Annotated in this window: 19 protein-coding genes; 9 read left to right on the plus strand and 10 right to left on the minus strand. The window is 61.0% G+C overall.

Annotated features, from left to right (window positions below):
* Positions 1-10: 10 nt before the first annotated feature.
* Positions 11-394, minus strand: a complete 384-nt coding sequence (locus M0H32_RS10700) for a mannan-binding lectin (RefSeq protein WP_248153713.1) — start codon at positions 392-394, stop codon at positions 11-13.
* Positions 395-485: 91 nt separating this feature from the next.
* Entirely contained in the window at positions 486-2,003 is a 1,518-nt protein-coding gene (gene betC / locus M0H32_RS10705) for a choline-sulfatase (protein WP_248153715.1), read from the minus strand.
* A gap of 215 nt (positions 2,004-2,218) precedes the next feature.
* Here betC and M0H32_RS10710 point away from each other — a divergent pair, with 215 nt between their 5' ends.
* The 3 genes from M0H32_RS10710 to M0H32_RS10720 all read left to right on the plus strand — a co-directional run bounded on the left by M0H32_RS10710 (position 2,219) and on the right by M0H32_RS10720 (position 4,813).
* A complete protein-coding gene (locus M0H32_RS10710) occupies positions 2,219-3,793 on the plus strand; it encodes an ABC transporter substrate-binding protein (protein ID WP_248153718.1) in 1,575 nt (524 codons plus the stop codon).
* Positions 3,794-3,987: 194 nt separating this feature from the next.
* Entirely contained in the window at positions 3,988-4,461 is a 474-nt protein-coding gene (locus tag M0H32_RS10715) for a MerR family transcriptional regulator (RefSeq protein ID WP_248153720.1), read from the plus strand.
* Complete coding sequence (locus M0H32_RS10720) at positions 4,415-4,813, plus strand: carboxymuconolactone decarboxylase family protein (RefSeq protein ID WP_248153723.1); 399 nt, start codon at positions 4,415-4,417, stop codon at positions 4,811-4,813. The genes M0H32_RS10715 and M0H32_RS10720 overlap by 47 nt, the downstream gene beginning before the upstream one ends.
* A gap of 26 nt (positions 4,814-4,839) precedes the next feature.
* On the opposite strand, the gene M0H32_RS10725 is transcribed toward M0H32_RS10720, so the two are convergent.
* The 3 genes from M0H32_RS10725 to M0H32_RS10735 form a co-directional block, all read right to left on the minus strand.
* The gene (locus M0H32_RS10725; RefSeq protein ID WP_248153725.1) at positions 4,840-7,362 is read right to left on the minus strand and encodes a methyl-accepting chemotaxis protein; all 2,523 of its coding nucleotides are present in this window, start codon (positions 7,360-7,362) and stop codon (positions 4,840-4,842) included.
* A 193-nt stretch (positions 7,363-7,555) separates the two neighbouring features.
* Positions 7,556-8,293, minus strand: coding sequence for a substrate-binding periplasmic protein (locus M0H32_RS10730; RefSeq protein WP_248153728.1), 738 nt, complete (start codon positions 8,291-8,293; stop codon positions 7,556-7,558).
* Positions 8,294-8,385: 92 nt separating this feature from the next.
* On the minus strand, positions 8,386-8,715 hold the full coding sequence (locus M0H32_RS10735; RefSeq protein WP_248153730.1) for an Rdx family protein: 330 nt from the start codon (positions 8,713-8,715) through the stop codon (positions 8,386-8,388).
* Positions 8,716-8,723: 8 nt separating this feature from the next.
* Between M0H32_RS10735 and M0H32_RS10740 the strand changes: the two genes are divergently transcribed.
* A complete protein-coding gene (locus M0H32_RS10740; RefSeq protein ID WP_248153733.1) occupies positions 8,724-9,635 on the plus strand; it encodes a phosphotransferase in 912 nt (303 codons plus the stop codon).
* Here the strand turns inward: M0H32_RS10740 and M0H32_RS10745 are convergent.
* From M0H32_RS10745 to M0H32_RS10760, 4 genes are all read right to left on the minus strand, one after another.
* The gene (locus M0H32_RS10745) at positions 9,612-10,556 is read right to left on the minus strand and encodes a heparan-alpha-glucosaminide N-acetyltransferase (protein WP_248153735.1); all 945 of its coding nucleotides are present in this window, start codon (positions 10,554-10,556) and stop codon (positions 9,612-9,614) included. The two genes, M0H32_RS10740 and M0H32_RS10745, sit on opposite strands and share 24 nt — an antisense overlap.
* A gap of 512 nt (positions 10,557-11,068) precedes the next feature.
* Complete coding sequence (locus M0H32_RS10750; protein WP_248153738.1) at positions 11,069-11,479, minus strand: DUF3775 domain-containing protein; 411 nt, start codon at positions 11,477-11,479, stop codon at positions 11,069-11,071.
* 445 nt (positions 11,480-11,924) lie between these two features.
* Positions 11,925-12,140, minus strand: a complete 216-nt coding sequence (locus tag M0H32_RS10755; RefSeq protein ID WP_248153740.1) for a hypothetical protein — start codon at positions 12,138-12,140, stop codon at positions 11,925-11,927.
* Positions 12,141-12,215: 75 nt separating this feature from the next.
* Entirely contained in the window at positions 12,216-12,440 is a 225-nt protein-coding gene (locus tag M0H32_RS10760) for a hypothetical protein (protein ID WP_248153743.1), read from the minus strand.
* Positions 12,441-12,982: 542 nt separating this feature from the next.
* Here M0H32_RS10760 and M0H32_RS10765 point away from each other — a divergent pair.
* The 4 genes from M0H32_RS10765 to M0H32_RS10780 all read left to right on the plus strand — a co-directional run bounded on the left by M0H32_RS10765 (position 12,983) and on the right by M0H32_RS10780 (position 16,818).
* Positions 12,983-14,113, plus strand: a complete 1,131-nt coding sequence (locus M0H32_RS10765; RefSeq protein WP_248153744.1) for a hypothetical protein — start codon at positions 12,983-12,985, stop codon at positions 14,111-14,113.
* 150 nt (positions 14,114-14,263) lie between these two features.
* Positions 14,264-15,463 carry a pyridoxal phosphate-dependent aminotransferase gene (locus M0H32_RS10770; RefSeq protein ID WP_248153746.1) on the plus strand — a complete coding sequence of 400 codons (1,200 nt, stop codon included), beginning with the start codon at positions 14,264-14,266 and terminating at the stop codon, positions 15,461-15,463.
* 173 nt (positions 15,464-15,636) lie between these two features.
* Positions 15,637-16,242, plus strand: coding sequence for a hypothetical protein (locus M0H32_RS10775; protein ID WP_248153748.1), 606 nt, complete (start codon positions 15,637-15,639; stop codon positions 16,240-16,242).
* Positions 16,243-16,338: 96 nt separating this feature from the next.
* Complete coding sequence (locus M0H32_RS10780; RefSeq protein WP_248153749.1) at positions 16,339-16,818, plus strand: DUF992 domain-containing protein; 480 nt, start codon at positions 16,339-16,341, stop codon at positions 16,816-16,818.
* 175 nt (positions 16,819-16,993) lie between these two features.
* On the opposite strand, the gene M0H32_RS10785 is transcribed toward M0H32_RS10780, so the two are convergent.
* Positions 16,994-17,362, minus strand: a complete 369-nt coding sequence (locus tag M0H32_RS10785) for a hypothetical protein (protein WP_248153750.1) — start codon at positions 17,360-17,362, stop codon at positions 16,994-16,996.
* Positions 17,363-17,743: 381 nt separating this feature from the next.
* Between M0H32_RS10785 and M0H32_RS10790 the strand changes: the two genes are divergently transcribed.
* On the plus strand, positions 17,744-19,807 hold the full coding sequence (locus tag M0H32_RS10790; RefSeq protein ID WP_248153752.1) for an elongation factor G: 2,064 nt from the start codon (positions 17,744-17,746) through the stop codon (positions 19,805-19,807).
* The last annotated feature ends 46 nt before the right edge of the window (positions 19,808-19,853 follow it).

Here is a 19,853-nt window from a genome sequence, read left to right on the forward strand (position 1 = left end):
GCGCGCGCGACTAGCGGCATTCGCATACCGACATCTGGCCCTGGATCGTGGTCTTCCACTGACCGGACCAGCTGAGACCGTTGCCAAAACAGATGCCTGGGCACTTGTTCTGGGCATCGGCATTGTTCCAGATCGGCCCGGCCTCGATGGCTTTGCCGGAGCTCGTCGATCCGGAGCCCCCTTTCTCGCAGGAGCAGACCGACATTTCGCCCTGTCTGGTCGTGTGCCACTGACCGTTCCAGTTCGCCCCCAGACCGCCACATACGCGCGGACATTTGGATTGGGCGTCTGCATTGTTCCAGATCGGCCCGGCTTCGACATTGTAGGAGGCCGCCTGAACCGGTGCGGTGACGGCGAGGGACAGGATGAGAGCGAGGGAGAAAGGAAGTCGCATATCGAGCGTCCCTGAAATTGAAGCGGGAGATCCAGTCTCGCCAATCGCTCGCGCTCTGTCGAGAGGCCGATGCCATTCGAGCCGGTTCCCCTCACTCCCCCCGTGGATACCGCTGGCCTTCCTCGACCTCGTTCAGGTCCATGTGGTTGCGCATGTAGCGTTCGGAGGCCTTTTGCAGGGGCTGGTAGTCCCAGGGGAAATAGGCGCCGTTGCGCAGAGCCTCGTAGACGATCCAGCGCCGCGCCTGGGATTGGCGGACCTCTGCGTCATAGGCCGCCATGTCCCATTGTTTGCCGGTCATCTCGGCAAAGCGCACAGCGGTGTCGGCATGGACCGGGTCGGCGGCCAGGTTGGTGAGCTCATGCGGGTCGTTCTCGAGATTGAACAGAAGCGGCGGGTCCAGTTCGCAGCGTGTGTATTTCCACGGACCCTGGCGGATGCCGACAAGCGGCGCGTAGGAGGCTTCGGCGGCATATTCCATCAGCACCGGGGCGGTCCGGTCCGTGCCGCCAGCCAGCGGCACCAGCGACATGCCGTCTGTCCAGGGCATGATCTCGCTCATATCGATGCCGCCGAGCTCGCAGACCGTCGGCAGCACGTCGAGCGTCGAGACCGGGGTGGTGATGTGCGCCGGGGCGAGGTCTTTGTCTGCGATCATCAGAGGCACGCGCGAGGAGCCCTCGAAGAAGGACATCTTGAACCACAGGCCGCGTTCGCCGAGCATGTCGCCGTGATCGGAGACGAACAGGATGGTGGTGTCGTCGGCCAGGTGCATGGCCTCGAGCGCATGCAGGATCTCGCCGATCTTGTCGTCCAGGTAGGAAATGTTGGCGAAATAAGCGCGGCGCGAACGGCGGATGTTGTCCTCGGTGATGGTGAAGCTGCGCCAGTCATTGGCGTCGAAGATGCGCTTCGAATGCGGATCATGGTCGTCATAGTCCATGGCCGGGACAGGCGGCAGCAGGTGTTCGCAGTCCTCGTAAAGGTCCCAGTATTTCTTGCGGGCGACATAAGGGTCGTGCGGATGGGTGAAGCTCACCGTCAGGCAGAAGGGGCGGTCATATTTGCCGCGGCCGTAATCATGCAGCTTGCGCACGGCCTGGAAGGCGACATCGTCGTCATATTCCATCTGGTTGGAAATCTCGGCGATGCCCGCGCCGGTGACCGAGCCCATGTTGTGATACCACCAGTCGATGCGCTCGCCCGGTTTGCGGTAATCCGGGGTCCAGCCGAAATCGGCCGGGTAGATGTCCGTGGTCAGACGTTCCTCGAAGCCGTGCATCTGGTCGGGGCCGACGAAATGCATCTTTCCGGAGAGGCAGGTGGTGTAGCCGGCCCGGCGCAGATGATGGGCATAGGTCGGAATGTCGGACGCGAATTCGGCGGCATTGTCATAGACGCCGGTGCGGCGCGGCAGCTGGCCCGACATGAAGCTGGCCCGGCCCGGCGCGCAGAGCGGCGAGGCGGTGTAGGTGTTCTCGAAGCGGACAGAGCGGCTGGCGAGTTTCTTCAGGTTCGGGGCGTGCAGAAAGTCGGCCGGACCATCGGGAAACAAGGTCCCGTTCAGCTGATCGACCATCAGTATCAAGATGTTCTTGCGCTTCGCCATGCTGCACCTCCACTGCCGGAAAGACCTGTTTCGTGAGTGTTAGCTTTTTTTTGATTGAGCGATCAATTAAAAACGTCATAGTATGAAAAACAGACGTCGTCCTGTTGGTGAGCTACTGGCAGGGCATTTGGGCGTTCAGGGCAGATTTCTTACGCGTGATCGCTTTTCTCAGCGTCATTTTCGAATGTGAAACACCAACAAGAGGGGACATGAAAATGGGAAATCTTATCAAGCCGAGCTTGCAGGGCGGGGTCTCGCGCCGCAGTATTCTTCAGGGCACGGCGGCCATTGGCGCAACGGCTTTTGCCAGCCAGTTCGGCATCAGTCCGGCGGCAGCCCAGCCCAAGAAGGGCGGCACGCTGCGCATCGGCATGGCGCATGGCAACACCAACGACAACTACGATCCGGGCACCTGGGACAATGCCTATGTTCAGGTCTTCGGCACGGCGCGTAACGGCTATCTAGTCGAAATCACGGCAGATGGTTCGCTGACCGGTGAAGTGGCGGAAAGCTGGGAAGCCTCGCCGGATGCAAAAACCTGGACCTTCAAGATCCGTAAAGGCATCGCCTACCATGACGGCGGCACCGTCACGCCGGAAGACGTGGTCGCGTCGATCAACTATCACCGCGGTGAGGACAGCACCTCGGCGGCAAAACCCTTTGTCGATCCGATCGAGGACATCTCCGTCGACGGCGACAATGTCGTCTTTACCCTGGAAGCCGGCAACGCTGACTTCCCGTTCGTGGTCAGCGACTATCACCTGCCGATCCTGCCGTCGAAGGACGGCAAGATCGAGCCGAGCAACGGCATTGGCTGCGGTCCTTACAAGGTCACAAACTATACGCCGGGTTATATCGCGGAACTGACCCGCAATCCGGACTACTGGAAAACCGACCGGGCCCATTTCGACGGTGTTGTGCTGATGGCCATTGTCGATCCCGCCGCGCGTCAGGCCGCCCTGATGACCGGCAATGTCGACGTCATCGACGGCGTTGACCTGAAGACGGTCGCCCTGTTCCAGCGCGCGCCGAATGTCAGCATCCTGTCGACGACGGGAACGCAGCACTACACGTTCGCGATGGACACCCGGGCCGCGCCTTTCAGCGACAACAATGTCCGCATGGCGCTGAAACACGCGATCAATCGCCAGGAACTGGTCGACAAGATCCTGTTCGGCTACGGGTCCGTCGGCAACGACCACCCAATCAGCCCGTCCAATCGCTTCTACGCGGGAGATCTGGAACAGACGACCTATGATCCGGACAAGGCAAAATACTACCTGAAGCAGGCGGGACTCGACTCGGTCAAAGTTCAGCTCTCCGCGGCCGACGCCGCCTTTGGCGGTGCAGTCGATGCGGCCGTTCTCTTCTCCAGCTCCGCTGAAAAATGCGGCATCGACATCCAGCCGGTGCGCGAACCCAATGACGGTTACTGGTCCGATGTCTGGATGAAGAAGCCGTTCAGCGCAGTCTATTGGGGTGGCAGGCCGACGGAAGACTGGATGTTCACCGTGGCTTACGCCTCGGGTGCGCCGTGGAATGACACGTTCTGGGAAAATGAACGCTTCAACAACCTGCTGGTGACCGCCCGCTCCGAGCTGGACGAAGGTAGACGCGCGGACATGTACCGCGAGATGCAGAACCTTGTGCGCACGGATGGCGGCGTGATCATTCCGATGTTCGCCAGCTATGTGATGGCGCATACGGACAAGGTGCAGCATCCCGAAAAGGTTGCCGCCAACTGGACGCTTGACGGCTTCCGTGCCGTCGAGCGCTGGTGGTTCGCCTGATCGGGACCATTCGGCAGAGATAAACCGAAGCCGGGCCTGGCGATCCGCCTGGCCCGGTCAGACAAGATCCAACTCTGCTCACACCGAGCGTGTCCTACGGCCAGCGGTCCAACCTCCGCTGGCCGATTTTTTTGCTTGACCTGGAGTGCACTCCAACCGGTAGGTGAGGGAAATCGTTCCGTTCGGAGACAGACATGCGGATTGGCGATCTTGCCGAAAAATCGGGGCTCAGCACCGATACACTGCGCTACTATGAGAAGATCGGCCTGTTGCCGCGTCCTTTAAGGGATGGCGGCGGGCGGCGGGTCTATGATGCGGCGATCCTCCGCTGGATCGACTTCCTCGACCGGCTGAAATCCACCGGCATGGGCATCAAGGACCGGCTGCGCTATGCGGAGCTGCGCGGCAAGGGCGTGGCGTCGCTGACCGAGCGCCGGGAAATGCTCGAGGCGCACCGGGGGAAAGTGGCCGATGATATCGGCCGGCTGACCGAGATGCTGTCTGTTCTGGACGATAAAATCGACCTCTACAGAAGGATGGAAGCGGGCGAGACCGTCGATCCGGCCTTCGAGAACTGCGCCCGGACCGAACACGGCGCACCGTCCAGACAGGAACAAAACCATGAGCACAGCCCTGGAACGCGGCCGCGCGCTGACGCAGAAGCTTAACCCCGATCTGGAGAAGATCCTTTCGGATCGCTATGACGGCCTCTTGCCGGAGTTCAGTGAAAGCCTGATCGAATGGGCCTATGGCCGGCATTATGCCCGTCCCGGTCTCGATCTGAAAACCCGGCAATTGTGCACCATCGCCGCCCTCACGGTATTGGGCGGTCAGACAGGTCCGCAGCTCAAGATCAACATAGAACACACTCTGGCGGCCGGCGCCGGCCGGACCGAGATTGTCGAGGCAATCTGGCAGATGGCGGTCTATGGCGGTCTGCCGGCGGCCATCAACGGCCTCAATGCGGCGCGAGAGGTGTTCGAGGCTGAGGACGGGAACGTGACCGCTACCGCCCAGTAATTAAACCGGCAGGGCGTGGTGGCGGCTCAGGCCGCCGCGACATCCTTCAGGAACCGGTCGATACGTGTCGTGACCTCGGCCAGCTGGCTCGTGGCGGCGCCGGCAATGTCTTCCACCGCCTTGGCAGACTGGCTGGTCTCGTTGGACCCGCGCGAGACATCACCGATGTTTTCTGAGACGCTGGCGGTCTGGCCGGCGGCCTGGGAAACACCACTGGAGATTTCCGCTGTGGCGTCCGCCTGCTGCTCGACCGAACTGGCCATGGCGGCGGCTGTCTCGTTGACCGCCTCCATCATGCCCATGATCCCGCTGATCGCCTCGACGGCGGCGTTTGTGGCCTGCTGGATCTCGCCGACCTGGCTGGAGATCTCATCGGTGGCCTTGGCGGTCTGACCCGCGAGCGATTTGACTTCCGAGGCGACCACCGCAAAGCCCTTGCCGGCCTCACCGGCGCGCGCTGCCTCGATCGTGGCGTTGAGCGCCAGAAGGTTGGTCTGCTCTGCGATTTCCTGGATCAGCTGAACAACGGCGCCGATGCGCTCGGCGGCGGCCGAGAGGCCTCGGATCTGTTCGTTCGAGGTCTTGGTGGCCCCGGCCACTTCCTCGACACGGGTGAGCGTGTCACCGACCTGGCGGCCGACCTCCTGGACCGAAGCGCTCAGTTCCTCGGTGGCCGCTGCAATGGTCTGGACATTCTGGCTGGCCTGGCTGGACGCAGTGCTGACATCCTCGCTGCGGGTGGTGGTGGTGCGGGCGATTTCGGACAGCTGCTCGGCGGTGTTGTCGAGGTCATGCATGTTGCCGGTGACCGTGTCGAGCGCGGCTTCGATGTCCTGGCGGAAGGCGGCGACCAGCGCATCGACCGTGTCCTGACGCCGGCGCACTTCTTCCTGGCTGGCTTCGGTTTCTTCTTCCAGACGCAGGCGCTCGCGTTCCCGGTCACAGAAGGTTGCAACGGCCTTTGCCATATGTCCGATCTCGTCCTTGCGCACGGCGGCCGGCAGGTCGAGCTCGGTCTCACCGTCCTTCAGTTTCAGCATGGCGTCGGTCAGGCTACGGATCGGCCGCACGATGGCGATCGTCAGCAGGACGACAAAGGCAACGCCGAGGGCAATGGCGAGCGCGAGGGTCAGGGAGATCTGGGTCTGTGCCGCGGCGGCGCTGGAAACGGCGGTTTCACCGGAAGAGGCGCTGATGGTTTCTGCCTGCTGGGTCAGGGTCGCTGCGGCGGTGGCGAAATCCTGCTGGCTGATCAGCAGAGCGGCCGTTGCCGACTTGACGTTCTCAAACGCCGCGCCCAGTTCGGGCAGGTCGCCATTGCCTGCTTCAACAAGCGTTTTCAGCGGGCCATTCAGCAGATCGGTCAGAGCCTTGTCGGCCGTGTTCTTGCTTGCGGCCTTGCGCACCGTATCGAGAGCCTCCAGCTCCGTGCGCGCGTCTGCCAGGTAGAGTTCGAAAGCTTGTGCCGCCTCATCCGCCGGTGTGTTCAGGTAATCGGCATAGGCACTGCGCACACCCAGGACGTTGCGCGCCACGCTCTGCGTGTAATTCGACAAAAGCGCGATGTCCGCGGAGGCCTTGTCGAAATCACGCAGCTCCTTGGTCAATGCATCGATCGGTTCTTCCGCGGCCTTGATGATGCCTTCGGTCAGGGCGACCAGCTCCAGCGTTGCCGGTTTTATACTTTTCTCCCAGGCGTCCGCGTCCGCTGCCTTCAGATGGTCTTTCAGTAGCTTGGCGTAGCCTTTGGATCCCTTTGTCAGGGCCTTGACGTCGTCCTTGAGTTTCTTGGTTGTCACGGTTCTCCGGACTGCCTTGGCATCCTTCTCGAGGTCCTTCACCCGGTCGCCAAGGGCCTTGGCCAGGGCCTTGTCGGGATTTGCGGCGAAAGCCTGGGCTTCCTGTGCCAGCACAATGGTGGCAATGCGCATGTCGCCAAGGCGCGGGGCAACCTTGGACAGATCATTCATCTTGCCCTGGTTGATGTTGACCAGGGCTGACCGGTAGGCGGCAAGTTTCTTGAATTCCTCAAACGCCTGATTGGTTGTCGCCACCAGGGACGCCGTCAGCGTATCGAGGCTGGCGGCCGCCGCGTCTCGGTCGGTTCGTTTCAGGCGGAGGCCGGAAAAGCTGTCGTTCAGGTTGGTCACGATGGTTTCCAGCTCCGCCGCGGCCTGAGGCCGGTCTTTGGCGAGCTGACGGCTCTCGGTTGTGATGGAGGCGATCTCTGCGACCACGGCGTCGGCGGCGGCGCTGCTGCCGTCCCGGCTGAATGTCTGCGCATGGATCTGCAGCTGGGGCACGCTGCCCAGCAATTCATTGGCCGCCTTTGCAGTCGTGACGGAGCTTTTAACCTGAGACCCGGCGATCAAACCACCGGCGCCGACACCGAGCGCGCAGAGCAGCATGGCGCCGAAGCCGATCTGCAGCTGTGTCTTGATCGGCCAGTCCAGGAACGGCCGCTGTTTGGGAGGCGTCTTGCCCCAGCCGGTCTTCTCGGCTGAGACCTGATTCTTTGTCTTCCTGAAGGGAAGCTTCACGAACGTCATGCTGCTGCTCCGGACGGTGTGTCGTCGACGTCAGTTTGCCGTGAAACACTTAAGAAGACCCAAAGGAAAGGCGCTTTAAATATAGGCGGAGTGCTGAATATTTGTTGGGCAAGTTGATTGTTGTTAAGTCTAGATCGGGGTGTGGCTTGAGATTGCGTTCTCTTCTCCCCTCTATTTATGGGGGTATCGTTCGTCATTGTGTCATCCGGTTCGGGTTCTCCGGAGGAAGCCTGTTCTTGTGGGCAACAAGCGCTTCCTGGAGCCGATCTGTGAGGGCCTTGTCCATTTCCGGGTTACAGGCAAGCGACAGGTCGACCTCCTGAACGGTAAGGACAGTCTTGACCTCGATACCGGCTTGTTCAGCGAGATAGGGTGTTGAGATCAGTCCCCCAAGCCAGAGCCTGATATGACCCTTTGCCAGCATGTTCGCGTTCAACCCGTCCTGGTCCACGAGCACCAGGTGCGGGTGGCCGGCTTTCTCCAGTTCCAGCGTGCTGGTCCAGCCGGCCACGGCCCCGGTGTAATATTGAAAGCTGTCTTCAACCGAAGACAGAGTGATCTCGCTGTCTTTCAAGGCAAAGAGTGCGAAGCCATCGATTTCCAAAGGTCCGACCCAGGTGAAGTTGGGCTCGCGTGAAGCCGTACGCCAGAGCGCCAGGAAACAATGGTCGGCATTGTTGCGAACAGCATTCAGGCCGCGCTTGAACGGCCTGAGGTGAAGATCAACGTCGATGCCAGCGGCATCGGCGATCTGTCTGAGCAAGTCCGTCGCCGTGCCAAGAATCTGGCCACTCTCATCCTGAAAATAGAGAGGTTTGTAGTCTTCGGTATAGACGACAATCTTTGATTGAGAATGCTCTTGTGAAAATGCAAGGTTCAGTCCCGCGCAAGCCAGTAATCCTGTAAGAATTACAGACAAGGCTGCACGCATGGGACATCCCCCTCGTCTTCTTGGCCGATTTTAATTCGCCAAGACTGGTCTATCCATGCTGATTATATCCGCATACAAGTTTATGAAAAGTATTAGTCGTCAGACCAGTTGCCGCTTTCGGAGTGATCGCTGTGCCCCAGGTCCTTTTCCGGCCATAGCTGATCGCGCAATCTCTGTTTCAGGGTCTTCGCTTCGGGAAAGCCACCATCGATTTTGCGGTCCCAGACCGTCTTGCCGTCGCAGGTGATGGTGAAGATGCCACCCGTGCCGGGAACAAGCGTGACTGCGCCGGCTTCTTCGGAGAACGTGGACAGGATCTCCTGGGCCATCCAGGCCGAGCGCAGCAGCCAGTTGCATTGGCGGCAATAGGTAACGATGATATGCGGGGCGGGGATGTTGGTCACGGCGTCCAGCCTTTTCATTTTGAGACATGCCGCTTGTGCCACAGCTTCATCCCGATGTAACCGCTGCTTTCGCCGCGCATCCCGAACTCTACAATCTGTGCGGCAGGCCCATAGAAGCTGATGCCCAGTCAGGCCTGACCAACCGGGTGTTCCGCGTTGGGGCGGAACGGGGCGTTTTTTTTCTGCGCTTACCCTGCCCGGAGGCGGCAGGCGTGATCGACCGGGTGGCGGAAGCGCATAATCTGAACCTTGCCTCAGCAAATGAGCTGGCCCTGCCACCGATCTATTGCGACGTTGCGAGCGGCATCCTGGTGACCCGGGCGGTTACGGTTCTGGAACCGCCGCCGGCGGACCTGCCTGAGCAATTGGGGGCAGCGCTGGCCAGGCTGCACACGTCCGGGACACGCTTTCAGGGACACATCGATCCGCAGGCAATATTCCGCGCTCAGGCGGCGCGGCTGCCGCTGTCCAGCACGCTCTCGGCGGAATGGAGGGAGCTTTGCCGGACGATCGAGGCCTTGGCAGAGGCCAAGAGGCCGGACACGCTGCTGGTGCCGAGCCACGGCGATCCGTCTCCGGGCAATTGCCTGCCTGTTGCGGGCGGGGTCTGGCTGATCGACTGGGAGTATTCGGCCATGGCCGTTCCGGCCTGGGACCTTGCTTATGCGCTTGTGGAACACGATTTTGGCGAGGTGGAAGAAGGCTCGTTTCTGAAAAGCTATTGCATGGCCGGGGCGGCCGACCTGTGCCCCGCGTCGGCCCAGCTTGCCCTGATGAAGGCACGGTGTGACGCGGTGTCCGCGCTTTGGGCCTTTGAGCAGGTGGCTGCGGGACGGGACCGGAGCGTCTTCCTGCCTTTTGCCAGAGCGCGGCGGGATCGCGCGCTCCGCCGATTGCAGGACTTTGCCGGCAGATCAGTCGACCTCTGGCACCTGTGACGGGTCTGCGAGACACTGCCGGTAGCGATCGCTCATCTGGCCGCGCAGCACCGGGTCGGTGGGGTCCTGCCGCAGGGCTGTCCAGATGTTATCGGATTTGAGGTGGTTGAGCGTGCAGGCGCAGGTGCTTTCGCAGGTAGCGGCGGTTCCCAGATTGGTGTGGCAACTGACCGAACAGCTGCGCATGAAGGCAAATTCGGGGGCCAGAGTGACGCTTGCCCAGACCAGGCCATAGAGCGCAGGCTGGTGCAGAAGATAGATGATCAGGGAATGACGGCCGCAAAAGCGGGTGGCAATGCCCGGCCACCCCGAGAAACGCAAATGCGCCATCAGCTCCCAAAGGCCCAGTCTGCGGGCGGTACTTGAAAAGGCGAGCCCTGCCAGCGTCACGCCCGCCCAAGGAGCCAGCGGCACGTAGTCGACGCTGCCGAAATCCGGCAGCCCAAGTCCGGTCCACAGCCAGACCTGGCCGTCGAAGACGGACGAGGTCGCCCAAAGCGGCGATGAGAGTACCAATGCCGATGCTGCAATCACCGACCACAGCGGCAGGCGGGCAAAGGGCAGGGCAATAAGACTGGACAATGCGATGCAATGCAGGATGCCGAAGCGGACATAACTGTCGCCGAAGGTGAAATAGGTCACGAGCGAGACGGAGACGGCCGCGGCGACAATGACGGCCAAGCGGCGCCAGAAGGCGCGCCAGCGAATGCCGTTATGATGGGCGAGATCAAGGCTGACGCCGGCGAGAAACAGGAAGCTGCCGGCGATGGAGCCGGCAAAGATCCGCCAGTTGGCGCCTTGTGCGACAGGCCAGTCGACAAGGCCGAACCACGAAAGATCCCAGGAAAAATGGTAGATCGCCATAGCGACGACAGCGAGGCCGCGGGCGAGGTCGATCACGGCCAGACGCGTTGCAGGCATCTCTGGGTCTTTCCGATTGGGCTTGAGGTCCGGCGAATGGTGCGCCCGTCCATGAATGGCCGCGGCGAAAGAGCCGGATGCGAGGCTAACTGCTGAAAGCGACGACCAAGGCGGTGATCAGCGCCGAAGCGGCTATCATGGCGCCGACAAAGGGCCAGGGGGACGGACGGTGAGCGGTAAATAAATCTTGGTTCGCCGGGTCTTGCAGCATTGCCCTCAACTCCCAGGATCGGCGCACGCTCTTCCCGGAGGATCGAAAGCACGCCGGTCGTTTCAAAGTGAGAGAGCGCATTTCTGAGCCAGGTCTTTGCGCCCGGCGGGTCAGACGTCGCTCTCATCCCAACCAACAGTTTGGCAAGACTGCGGCAAACGCCCGGCGCCGAAAAGATGGTAAATCATTTCCTAACCGGTTTTCCCAAGGAAAGCGTCAAGTTGTGGAGGAACCGGCAAAGTTTTCCTGCTCTGCTTGACGTTTCAGAACGTGTTGAAAGTCCAGGTGTGGAAGCCGCCGCTCAAAGGTCCAGCGCGTCGAGGCCGGCTTCCAGGTGATCCGCGAGCAGCGGCATGCCGAGAAGGTATTTGGCGGTGGGACCGACGGCGCGTTCACGTGCTTCGTCCACAGCCTGGTCGAAGTCCTCGGCATCGAAATCGCCGCGGCCGATCCAGGTGATCGCCACCAGCTCCGCGGCTTCGTCGACATTCAGGTCTTCAATCAGCTCACGCAGCTCTTCATCGGACAGATCGTCGTTTTCTTCTTCCGCGAGGCCATCGTGATTGTGGCCTTCCTCCAGAGAGTCTGCATCGAACTCGACGTCACCCTCGTGGCCGTCCTCAAACGTGTCCTGCAGGGACGAGGCAACAGCGCGGGCTTTCTGCGCAAGCAGGCGGATCGTGTCTGCGGAAAGGGTAAGGTTGATGTCCATTGCTGCCTCCGACAAACCTGACTTATCTTTATCGATCCACTTTTGGCCGTTGGCAATGGTCATGATGCGAATTCCCTTTCCGCTGCCTCTGGGGCTTTCCCCAGGGTTATCCCCGATATTCCGTCGCCGTGAACGGGATTTGAGTTAATTTCTCAGAAGCAGCCCCGGCGTGTGGCATCCGGTCTTGCGGCCGGAAGCCTCCGTTGCTTTACTTGAACGGCAGACACAGTCCTGTCCTTGATCGGGATCAACGCAAGACCGGTGCGGGTGGCAAGCCGCGCGGGCGGATTTCAGGCGAGGCGGGGAATGTTATCCGGGGGCGGACCGGGCACTCGAGGCTCGGCTTTCATGCAGACCGCATGAAGCCGGGCCTCGGCTCCTTTGGCAACAGCAAACCTGTTTCCGGTGGGGGCGGGCGGTCAATGGCCCCAGTGTTGCAGCGGACCTATTTGCCGGAAGTCGGTCCGGGCACCTGGCTTTCAGCGACCGGCCGGTGATGGGCATTCGCGGCGTTGGACGGGTTGGCCATCACGGCCGCGGCGACCAGGGCGGTCGCCAGCACAATGCCGAGCAAAATCGCCTGCAGCAACGGACGGGCTTCATGCAGGTCGCTCTTATGGGCGCTTTTCCCGCGGGAATTTGGCGTTTCGGCTTGGGACATCGTTGAGATCTATCTGAAAAGTCGTGTTTGTGTGGCAGGTGTGCCTGAGACCGGAGGGGCTCCGGTCCCGATACCTCAGTCGGCCTGGCCGGGAGCGGCGGTCAGATCCCGAAACAGGCGCAGGCCAAGCTGGCGGGTCAGGGTGACCATGGCCGCAAATGCCAGCAGGGGCATGGCGAGCGACGGTGCCATCGCCGACATGAGCATCAAGACACCCATGGCAAGCACAAACAAGATTGCCAGTGGGAACGTCACGTTCAACGCCTTGGGCGCTTGCAGGTCATTCTGTCTGTCCACCATCGGGGCCTCCATCCACTTTGGATAGCCTCAATGTCGGTTGCAATTGCGCCTGGACGCGGACGTGAATCGGACATGCGCAGTGTGATTTCGTGACCATTTTGCGGCAAATGCGAGCGGTTGGCGTTGAGGTGTCTTGCGGTTCTTTACAGGTTGTGCCGAGTCTTCCCAGTTTGAGGTAGAACTGCCTCTCCCAATGAGAGAGAGCTCATTTCTGCTATGTGCGAATGCCTGGCCGACAAGTGAGGAAAACGGGCAGGTAACCCGGTACTGACCCAAAGGATGAAGTTCCTTAACGGACAGAGAATTGGACTGTTCGGCGAAAAATTTATTTCCAATTTTCACAGTTAAAGAATGGTTAAAGTAAAAATACAGCTTTAAACATATTTTGAATTTACATCATTCGGCTTGCTGAATTTGACAATGCTCCAAGATTTTAAGGCTCGATTTTAGTGTTTGTTTGGACTTTCCACCGATACTTTGGTTTGGGAGAGACTTTGGCCGTGCGGACCTCGCCACGGCCTCACAAACAGACCGGGCAGAGAATGACAAGCAACGCAGCTCAGAGCGCAATGGCTGAAAAGCCGACCGACCCTGTGGCAACGCCGGAGCCGTCAAAAAAGCAGGCCGGCGAAACCCCGGCGCTGTCGCTGGCCGGCCTTCAGTTCTTCATTGCCGATATCAGCAAGAAGACCATCCTCTGGCACGAAATCGGCTCGCAGAATTTCAACAGCGAGGTCAAGGATTTACAGGAAGCGCCCTCCAACGAGGCGCTGAGGCATCTGTCTCCGGAAGACCGCAAGACCATTCTGCACCTGGTGCAGGGCGCCATTCGTGAGGGCCAGGCCGGTCCGTTCGATGTCGGCGGCGGCCCCGATCACCGCATTCCCGGCATACCGATTGTCTCCTATCGTTACGAGTTGCCCGACGGGCGTGTGCTGGCGATCTGTTTTCCGTCGATCGGCGAGAATGACGACAATCCGGGACGGGTCGCGCTCGGCCTGGCGCCGATCCTGCAGCATTTCGTGGCCTCATCGACCCGCGTCGTGCTGCTGGTCGACAATTTCGGTTATGTCCGGTTTGCCAGCGACGGTTTTCTGAAGACTTTCCAGATCGAGGATTCCCGCCTGATCCTGGGGCGGAACATTGCCCATATTCAGGGCCGTGTCGGCCGCACGATCGTTTCCCTGGCGCTGGCTGCGCTCACACGGCGCGCAAGCGCAACCGGCAGCGGCAAGTTCCTGCTGGCAAGTGGTGAAGGCACCGACCTCAAGTATGAGGCCATGTATTTCCGTGTCGGCGGCACGGTTGGCGGTGTTCTGTTCTCCGCCGGGCACATGGGCGGAGACGTCGACTTCACCAAGGTGTTCGAGGTTTGCAGTTCGCCCATTCTCGTGGTCAACGCAAAGTCGCGCATGATCATTGCAGCCAACAGCGCCGCGATGAAGACCTACCATCTGAAGCACGATCTGATGGAAAGCAAGCCAATCACGGAATTGCTGCTGCATGCCAGCAACTACACCGAGCTGGTCAATTCGGCCAAGCAGAAGTCGGAAGTGCCGGTTTCCGTTCCGGTGACGATCCTCAACGGCCAGACCAAGAAAAAGCGCTTTAAATGCAGCCTGATCGACGAGGACACGAAAGAACCCAAGCTGGTTCTCGAAGCCCGGATGTGACAGGCGACCGGACACGGCAGCGTCTGTGACAGGGCGGACGAGAAAACTGCTTTGCCAGCTTGATTGAATCACCCATTTGGTCTTGTTTTCCGCAGCGCACGGTTCTACGGTCCGCGCGCTGTTATTCCCCGTTTCCCCTTGGAGGACATTATGGGCTTTCTTGCTGACGCATTGGCGCGTGTACAACCTTCTGCGACCATCGCCGTCACCAACAAGGCGCGCGAGCTGAAAGCCGCAGGCCGTGACGTGATCGGCCTCGGTGCTGGCGAGCCGGATTTCGATACCCCGGACAACATCAAGGCGGCCGCCATCGCGGCAATCAACGACGGCAAGACCAAATACACCGCCGTCGACGGCATTCCGGAGCTGAAGGCCGCCATTGTCGAGAAATTCAAGCGGGAAAACGGCCTCACCTACGCGACCAACCAGATCACCGTTGGCACGGGCGGCAAGCAGGTGCTTTATAATGCCCTGATCGCCACGCTGAACCCGGGCGACGAGGTCATCATCCCGACGCCTTACTGGGTCAGCTATCCGGACATGGTGCTTCTGGCGGGCGGCGAGCCGGTGATCGTGGAAGCCGACAAATCGACGTTCAAGATCACGCCGGAAGCCCTCGATGCAGCGATCACCTCGCGCACCAAGTGGCTGATCTTCAATTCGCCGTCCAACCCGTCGGGTGCGGCCTACACCGAAGCCGAACTGAAGGCGCTGTGCGAGGTTCTTAAGAAACATCCGCAGGTCTGGATCCTGACCGACGACATGTATGAGCATCTCGTCTATGACGACTTCCAGTTCACGACACCGGCACAGGTCGAGCCGTCGCTTTATGAGCGTACTCTGACCGTCAACGGCGTCTCCAAAGCCTATGCCATGACCGGCTGGCGCATCGGCTATGCCGGTGGCCCGGCCGACCTCATCAAGGCGATGGCCAAGGTGCAGTCCCAGTCGACCTCGAACCCTTGCTCCATTGCTCAATGGGCGGCGGTCGAGGCGCTGAACGGCCCGCAGGACTTCATTCCGAAGAACAACGAGATCTTCAAGGGCCGCCGCGATCTGGTCGTGTCCATGCTCAACCAGGCCAATGGCATCACCTGCCCGGTGCCGGAGGGCGCCTTCTATGTGTTCCCGTCCTGCGCCGGAACCATCGGCAAGACCGCACCGTCCGGCAAGGTCATCGAGAGCGACGAGGATTTTGTCTCCGAACTTCTGGAAGCCGAAGGTGTCGCCGTGGTCCATGGATCGGCTTTCGGTCTCGGGCCGAATTTCCGCATTTCCTACGCAACCTCGACCGAGGCCCTTGAAGAAGCCTGTACCCGTATCCAGCGCTTCTGCGGCAATCTGAAATAGACTTTTCCGGAACAGACCGGAGGAAAGGGCGGCTTCGGCCGCCTTTTTTGTTGTGCGGAATGACGGGCTGAGGCTTTGTCATCCTCAGCCGGAGGAAACGCATTGGTTGGTCCGCCTCCGGTTTGCAGCTTTGCCGCAAGCGCTTATCTTGTGCGTGGTTAGGCGGAGGAAAGATGATGGCACAATCCCGGCAGACGCAGCTCATTCTGGATCTTCTTGAAGGTCTGCCCTCGATCGGCTTCATTCTGCTGTGGCGGCAGACAGGGGATCTGGAACTCGCCGGCTGGATCGGCAGCGGGTTGGCTGCGACCGTGTTCGCCGCTTTTGCGCTGTTGAAGGGACGCATGCATCCGGTGCTGCTGGGTGTGAACTGCCATATCTTGCTGGTGACGCCTTTGATCGTCGGTCTTTTCCGGTTCGGCGGCAGCGAGATTGCCACGCTGTTGGTGCCCTATTCCTATGGAGCCGTGCTGTTGACCGTGACACTGGTCGGGGTGCTGCTGACACTTTTTACCCGCTCGGGCTTTGCCGGCATTCCGGAACTGACCGCAAGGTTGAGGTTGCGCCTCTCCCTGATGATGATTGCCGTTTCGGCGGCCGGAACCGCCTGGGCGCTGTCCGCGCCGGACAAGGCCTTGCTGCCTGTGGTGGCAACGCTGACGCTGCTGATCGTCGGCCGCCGGTTTCTGTTGGCGCGCTGGGCGGATGGTGCGGCGGGCGCCGTGGTGCTGGCGGGGAGCGCCCTGGCCGGCACCGGGCAGCCGGATAGCCTTGCTTGAAGTGCCCGTGCCGTGAATTTGTCGCGATCAGTGTCTAATCACGAGAACGGCATGGGATGTCCTCACGCCGTTGCCGAGAGACTGGGAGTTTCCGTCATGCATTTTCTGAAGCCTGTTTTTACCGCCGTTCTGCTGACCGCAGCGACACCTGTCCTGGCCTCGGACGACACACCGAAAGTCGAGATCGGCATGCTCAAATGCCTGGTGGAGGGCGAGCACAGTTTCATCGTCGGCTCTTCCGCGACGCTCGGCTGCAGCTTCGATCCGGCCGATGGCGGCGCGGTCGAATATTACCGCGGCAAGGTTCGGGACTACGGTCTCGACATCGGCAAGACCGAAAGCGGCACGTTGGCCTGGGGCGTTCTGGCGCCGTCCGCGAACCGCAAGCCTGGTTTGCTTGCCGGCACGTATGCCGGCCTGACCGCCGGAGCCAGTGTCGGCGCGGGAATCAAGGCCAATGCCCTGGTCGGCGGTTTTGACCGTTCCATCGCGCTCAATCCGTTCAGCCTGGAAAGCCAGACCGGCACCAACCTGACCCTTGGTGTCAGCAAGCTGACCCTGGAGCAGATCAACTAAGTTTTGGCCAAAAAAGTGCAGCTGGCCGATCCTTCGAGACGGGCCTTTGGCCCTCCTCAGGATGACGTTTTTGGGTGTGGCGAGTCGGGCTTGTCAGCAACCAGGAGCGTCATCCTGAGGAGCCGCGCAGCGGCGTCTCGAAGGAGCGGCCACTTGTTGCGAGCAAATGCCTTCTTCAGTTTTCGGTCTGGCAGGCTTCGTCCGCGCCCGGGCAACGGCCCCCGCTGGTATCAGGCCGCGTGTTGTTGCGGTTGATCTGGTCCGTCCGGTTCAACCTGTTGGCGTCGTCGATCCTCTGCCGGGTGGAAAAATCCGACTGCTGGCGGTTGAGGTTCCGGTTGAGCTGCTGTTGTGCTGTGGGCAACCGGTTGGGGGTGGCATCGGACAGCCCGCGCAGGGAATTTGTCTGCGCGCAGACCGGGCCGGAAAGTAGGCCGAGCAGAAGAGCGAGCGCCGCCAGCTTTGGGCGGGTCCTTCCCCGGAACATCGAGATTGGATCGAAGGTCATGCTGGCAAGGGTAGCGCAGTGGCGGGCCAAGTCCACAGCTGATCCTGTGCGGCGGCCTTTTCAGGTGCCGCTGCAGAGAATTTTGCGGCCTCGCCAAGACATTGAAGTCTGAAGAAAAGCCTCAAGAAACCGATCCGGCAAAGAACTGAAATGCTGCGCTGCCGCGTAAGATTCCCTTGCGTTCGAGCGAGCATCGGCGCGACCATGGATGACCGCCCCTGGTCGACAGGCCGACTACGCAGGGTCAGGGCACCCAGGTGCCGGATCTCAGGCCTTCGATCCCATCCGGGCGAGACGCGGCGGGCCCGCGTCTTCGGAACGAGCTGAGCCATTTGGCACATTTGCGCCCAGCCTGTTCCCTTCGCCGGCCGAGCCGCGTTGTTACGAGGAAATCCTCGAGCAAACGGGAGGCTCAGTATGGCAATCACGTCAAATGGAAAAGGAACCTCTGCCGGCGGCACGCCGCGCTGCATCGCCCTTGTCGGGCCGTTCGGCAGCGGCAAGACCAGCCTGCTGGAGGCTTTGCTGGCGCGCACCGACAAGGTGGCCCGGCAGGGAACCGTCGCCGACGGCAACACGGTGGGCGACGGCTCGTCGGAGGCGCGGGCGCATGGCATGAGCGTGGAGCTGAATATTGCGGATGCGGAATATCTTGGTGACCGGTTTGTCTTTGTCGACTGTCCGGGGTCTGTTGAATTCCTGAGCGAAATGGACGGAGCGCTGAGCGGGGCGGACCTTGCCGTGGTTGTGGCCGAAGACGATGAGCGCAAGGTTCCGGCCTTGCAGCTGATCCTGAAAGCCCTTGAAGCCCGCGCCATCCCGCGGGTTTTGTTTTTGAACAAGATCGACAAGAGCACCCGCCGGGTGCGCGACGTGCTCGGCCTGTTGCAGCCGGCCTCCGCCGTACCGCTTGTGCTCCGGCAGATCCCGATCTGGGAAGACGGCCACGCGACCGGCTTTATCGATCTCGCCCTGGAGCGGGCGCATGTTTATCACGAGAAGGAGCCGAGCACGCAGATCGACATGTCCGATGAAGACCGGACCCGCGAACATGAAGCTCGGTTTTCCATGCTGGAGCTTCTGGCTGACCATGACGACGACCTGATGGAAGCGCTCCTGGAGGATATCGCCCCGGACCGCGACAAGGTGTTCGCGGACCTGGTCAATGAAATGCGGGACGGTTTGATCTGTCCGGTGTTTTTCGGTTCGGCCGAACATGGCAACGGCGTCAGCCGGCTGCTCAAGGCCCTGCGCCACGAAGTGCCGGATGTGGATCTCCTGTCACGCCGTGTCCTGGACAAACAGAACCGTGCGGTGCTGCAGGTGATAAAGACCCTGCACACGCAGCATGGCGGCAAGATGTCCATCGCCCGTATTCTGGACGGTGTGGTCTCGGACGGCGACAGCCTGTTCCTCAAAGGCGAAGAGGAGATCAAGGTGTCCGGTCTGTTCTCTATTTTCGGTCAGCAGACCACCAAGATCGCGACGGCGGGCAAGGGAGACCTGGTGGCGCTTGGCCGTCTCGACAACGTCCAGACCGGTGATCTCCTGAGTTTCGAAGCCGGCAAGATCACCCGTGTGGAAGAACCGGAACCGCGCAGTCCGGTGCTGGCGACCGCAATTGCGGCAAGCCAGCGCAAGGACGAGGTGCGGCTGTCGACCGCCTTGGCGAAGCTCGTGGAAGAGGACCGGTCGCTGACCGTCAGCCAGAACCAGACCACCGCCGAAACCCTGCTGGCCGGACAGGGGGAGATGCATTTGCGGGTGGCCCAGGAGCGGCTCGCCGGCAAATACGGACTGGATATCACGGCGCACACGCCGCATGTGCCCTACGCGGAAACCATCCGCACTGGAACCAGGGTGCGCGGGCGTCACAAGAAGCAGTCCGGCGGACATGGCCAGTTCGGTGACGCGGTCCTGGAAATCAAGCCTCTGCCGCGCGGCGAAGGGGTTCAGTTCACCGACACGATTACCGGTGGCGTGGTGCCGAAACAATATATCCCATCGGTCCGGGACGGCGTCCTGGACGCGCTAGGACAGGGACCGCTCGGTTTTCCGGTGGTCGATATCGCCGTCTGCCTGACGGACGGTTCCTATCATTCGGTGGACAGCTCCGACCAGGCCTTCAAGATGGCCGGCATCCTGGCGATCCGGGAAGGCCTGCCCGAATGCAAACCGGTGCTGCTGGAGCCGATCCACAAGGTGGTGGTCGCTTGCCCAAGCGATGCCACGGCCAGGGTCAATGCCATCGTGTCGGCCCGGCGCGGACAGCTTCTGGGCTTTGACGGAAGACCGGACTGGCCCGGCTGGGACGAGGTGCAGGCCTTGATGCCGGAAGCGGAAATCGGCGATCTGATCATCGAACTGCGCTCGGCCACGGCCGGGGTTGCCAGCTACACCTCGGAGTTCGATCACATGGCCGAACTCTCCGGCAAGGCGGCCGATCAGGCTCTGCAACGATCGGGCAAACAGGCGGCTTGAACCAACCCGCCGATAGCCCCTGGGGGAGCGGTTTCCGTTCCCTCAT

Source organism: Roseibium sediminicola (assembly GCF_023156505.1).
GTDB classification, from domain to species: domain Bacteria; phylum Pseudomonadota; class Alphaproteobacteria; order Rhizobiales; family Stappiaceae; genus Roseibium; species Roseibium sediminicola.

Coding starts and splice junctions, on each gene's coding strand:
- M0H32_RS10700 (WP_248153713.1), bottom strand. CDS start 394: ATGCGACTTCCTTTCTCCCTCGCTCTCATCCTGTCCCTCGCCGTCACC.
- betC (WP_248153715.1), bottom strand. CDS start 2,003: ATGGCGAAGCGCAAGAACATCTTGATACTGATGGTCGATCAGCTGAAC.
- M0H32_RS10710 (WP_248153718.1), top strand. CDS start 2,219: ATGGGAAATCTTATCAAGCCGAGCTTGCAGGGCGGGGTCTCGCGCCGC.
- M0H32_RS10715 (WP_248153720.1), top strand. CDS start 3,988: ATGCGGATTGGCGATCTTGCCGAAAAATCGGGGCTCAGCACCGATACA.
- M0H32_RS10720 (WP_248153723.1), top strand. CDS start 4,415: ATGAGCACAGCCCTGGAACGCGGCCGCGCGCTGACGCAGAAGCTTAAC.
- M0H32_RS10725 (WP_248153725.1), bottom strand. CDS start 7,362: ATGACGTTCGTGAAGCTTCCCTTCAGGAAGACAAAGAATCAGGTCTCA.
- M0H32_RS10730 (WP_248153728.1), bottom strand. CDS start 8,293: ATGCGTGCAGCCTTGTCTGTAATTCTTACAGGATTACTGGCTTGCGCG.
- M0H32_RS10735 (WP_248153730.1), bottom strand. CDS start 8,715: ATGAAAAGGCTGGACGCCGTGACCAACATCCCCGCCCCGCATATCATC.
- M0H32_RS10740 (WP_248153733.1), top strand. CDS start 8,724: ATGCCGCTTGTGCCACAGCTTCATCCCGATGTAACCGCTGCTTTCGCC.
- M0H32_RS10745 (WP_248153735.1), bottom strand. CDS start 10,556: ATGCCTGCAACGCGTCTGGCCGTGATCGACCTCGCCCGCGGCCTCGCT.
- M0H32_RS10750 (WP_248153738.1), bottom strand. CDS start 11,479: ATGGACATCAACCTTACCCTTTCCGCAGACACGATCCGCCTGCTTGCG.
- M0H32_RS10755 (WP_248153740.1), bottom strand. CDS start 12,140: ATGTCCCAAGCCGAAACGCCAAATTCCCGCGGGAAAAGCGCCCATAAG.
- M0H32_RS10760 (WP_248153743.1), bottom strand. CDS start 12,440: ATGGTGGACAGACAGAATGACCTGCAAGCGCCCAAGGCGTTGAACGTG.
- M0H32_RS10765 (WP_248153744.1), top strand. CDS start 12,983: ATGACAAGCAACGCAGCTCAGAGCGCAATGGCTGAAAAGCCGACCGAC.
- M0H32_RS10770 (WP_248153746.1), top strand. CDS start 14,264: ATGGGCTTTCTTGCTGACGCATTGGCGCGTGTACAACCTTCTGCGACC.
- M0H32_RS10775 (WP_248153748.1), top strand. CDS start 15,637: ATGATGGCACAATCCCGGCAGACGCAGCTCATTCTGGATCTTCTTGAA.
- M0H32_RS10780 (WP_248153749.1), top strand. CDS start 16,339: ATGCATTTTCTGAAGCCTGTTTTTACCGCCGTTCTGCTGACCGCAGCG.
- M0H32_RS10790 (WP_248153752.1), top strand. CDS start 17,744: ATGGCAATCACGTCAAATGGAAAAGGAACCTCTGCCGGCGGCACGCCG.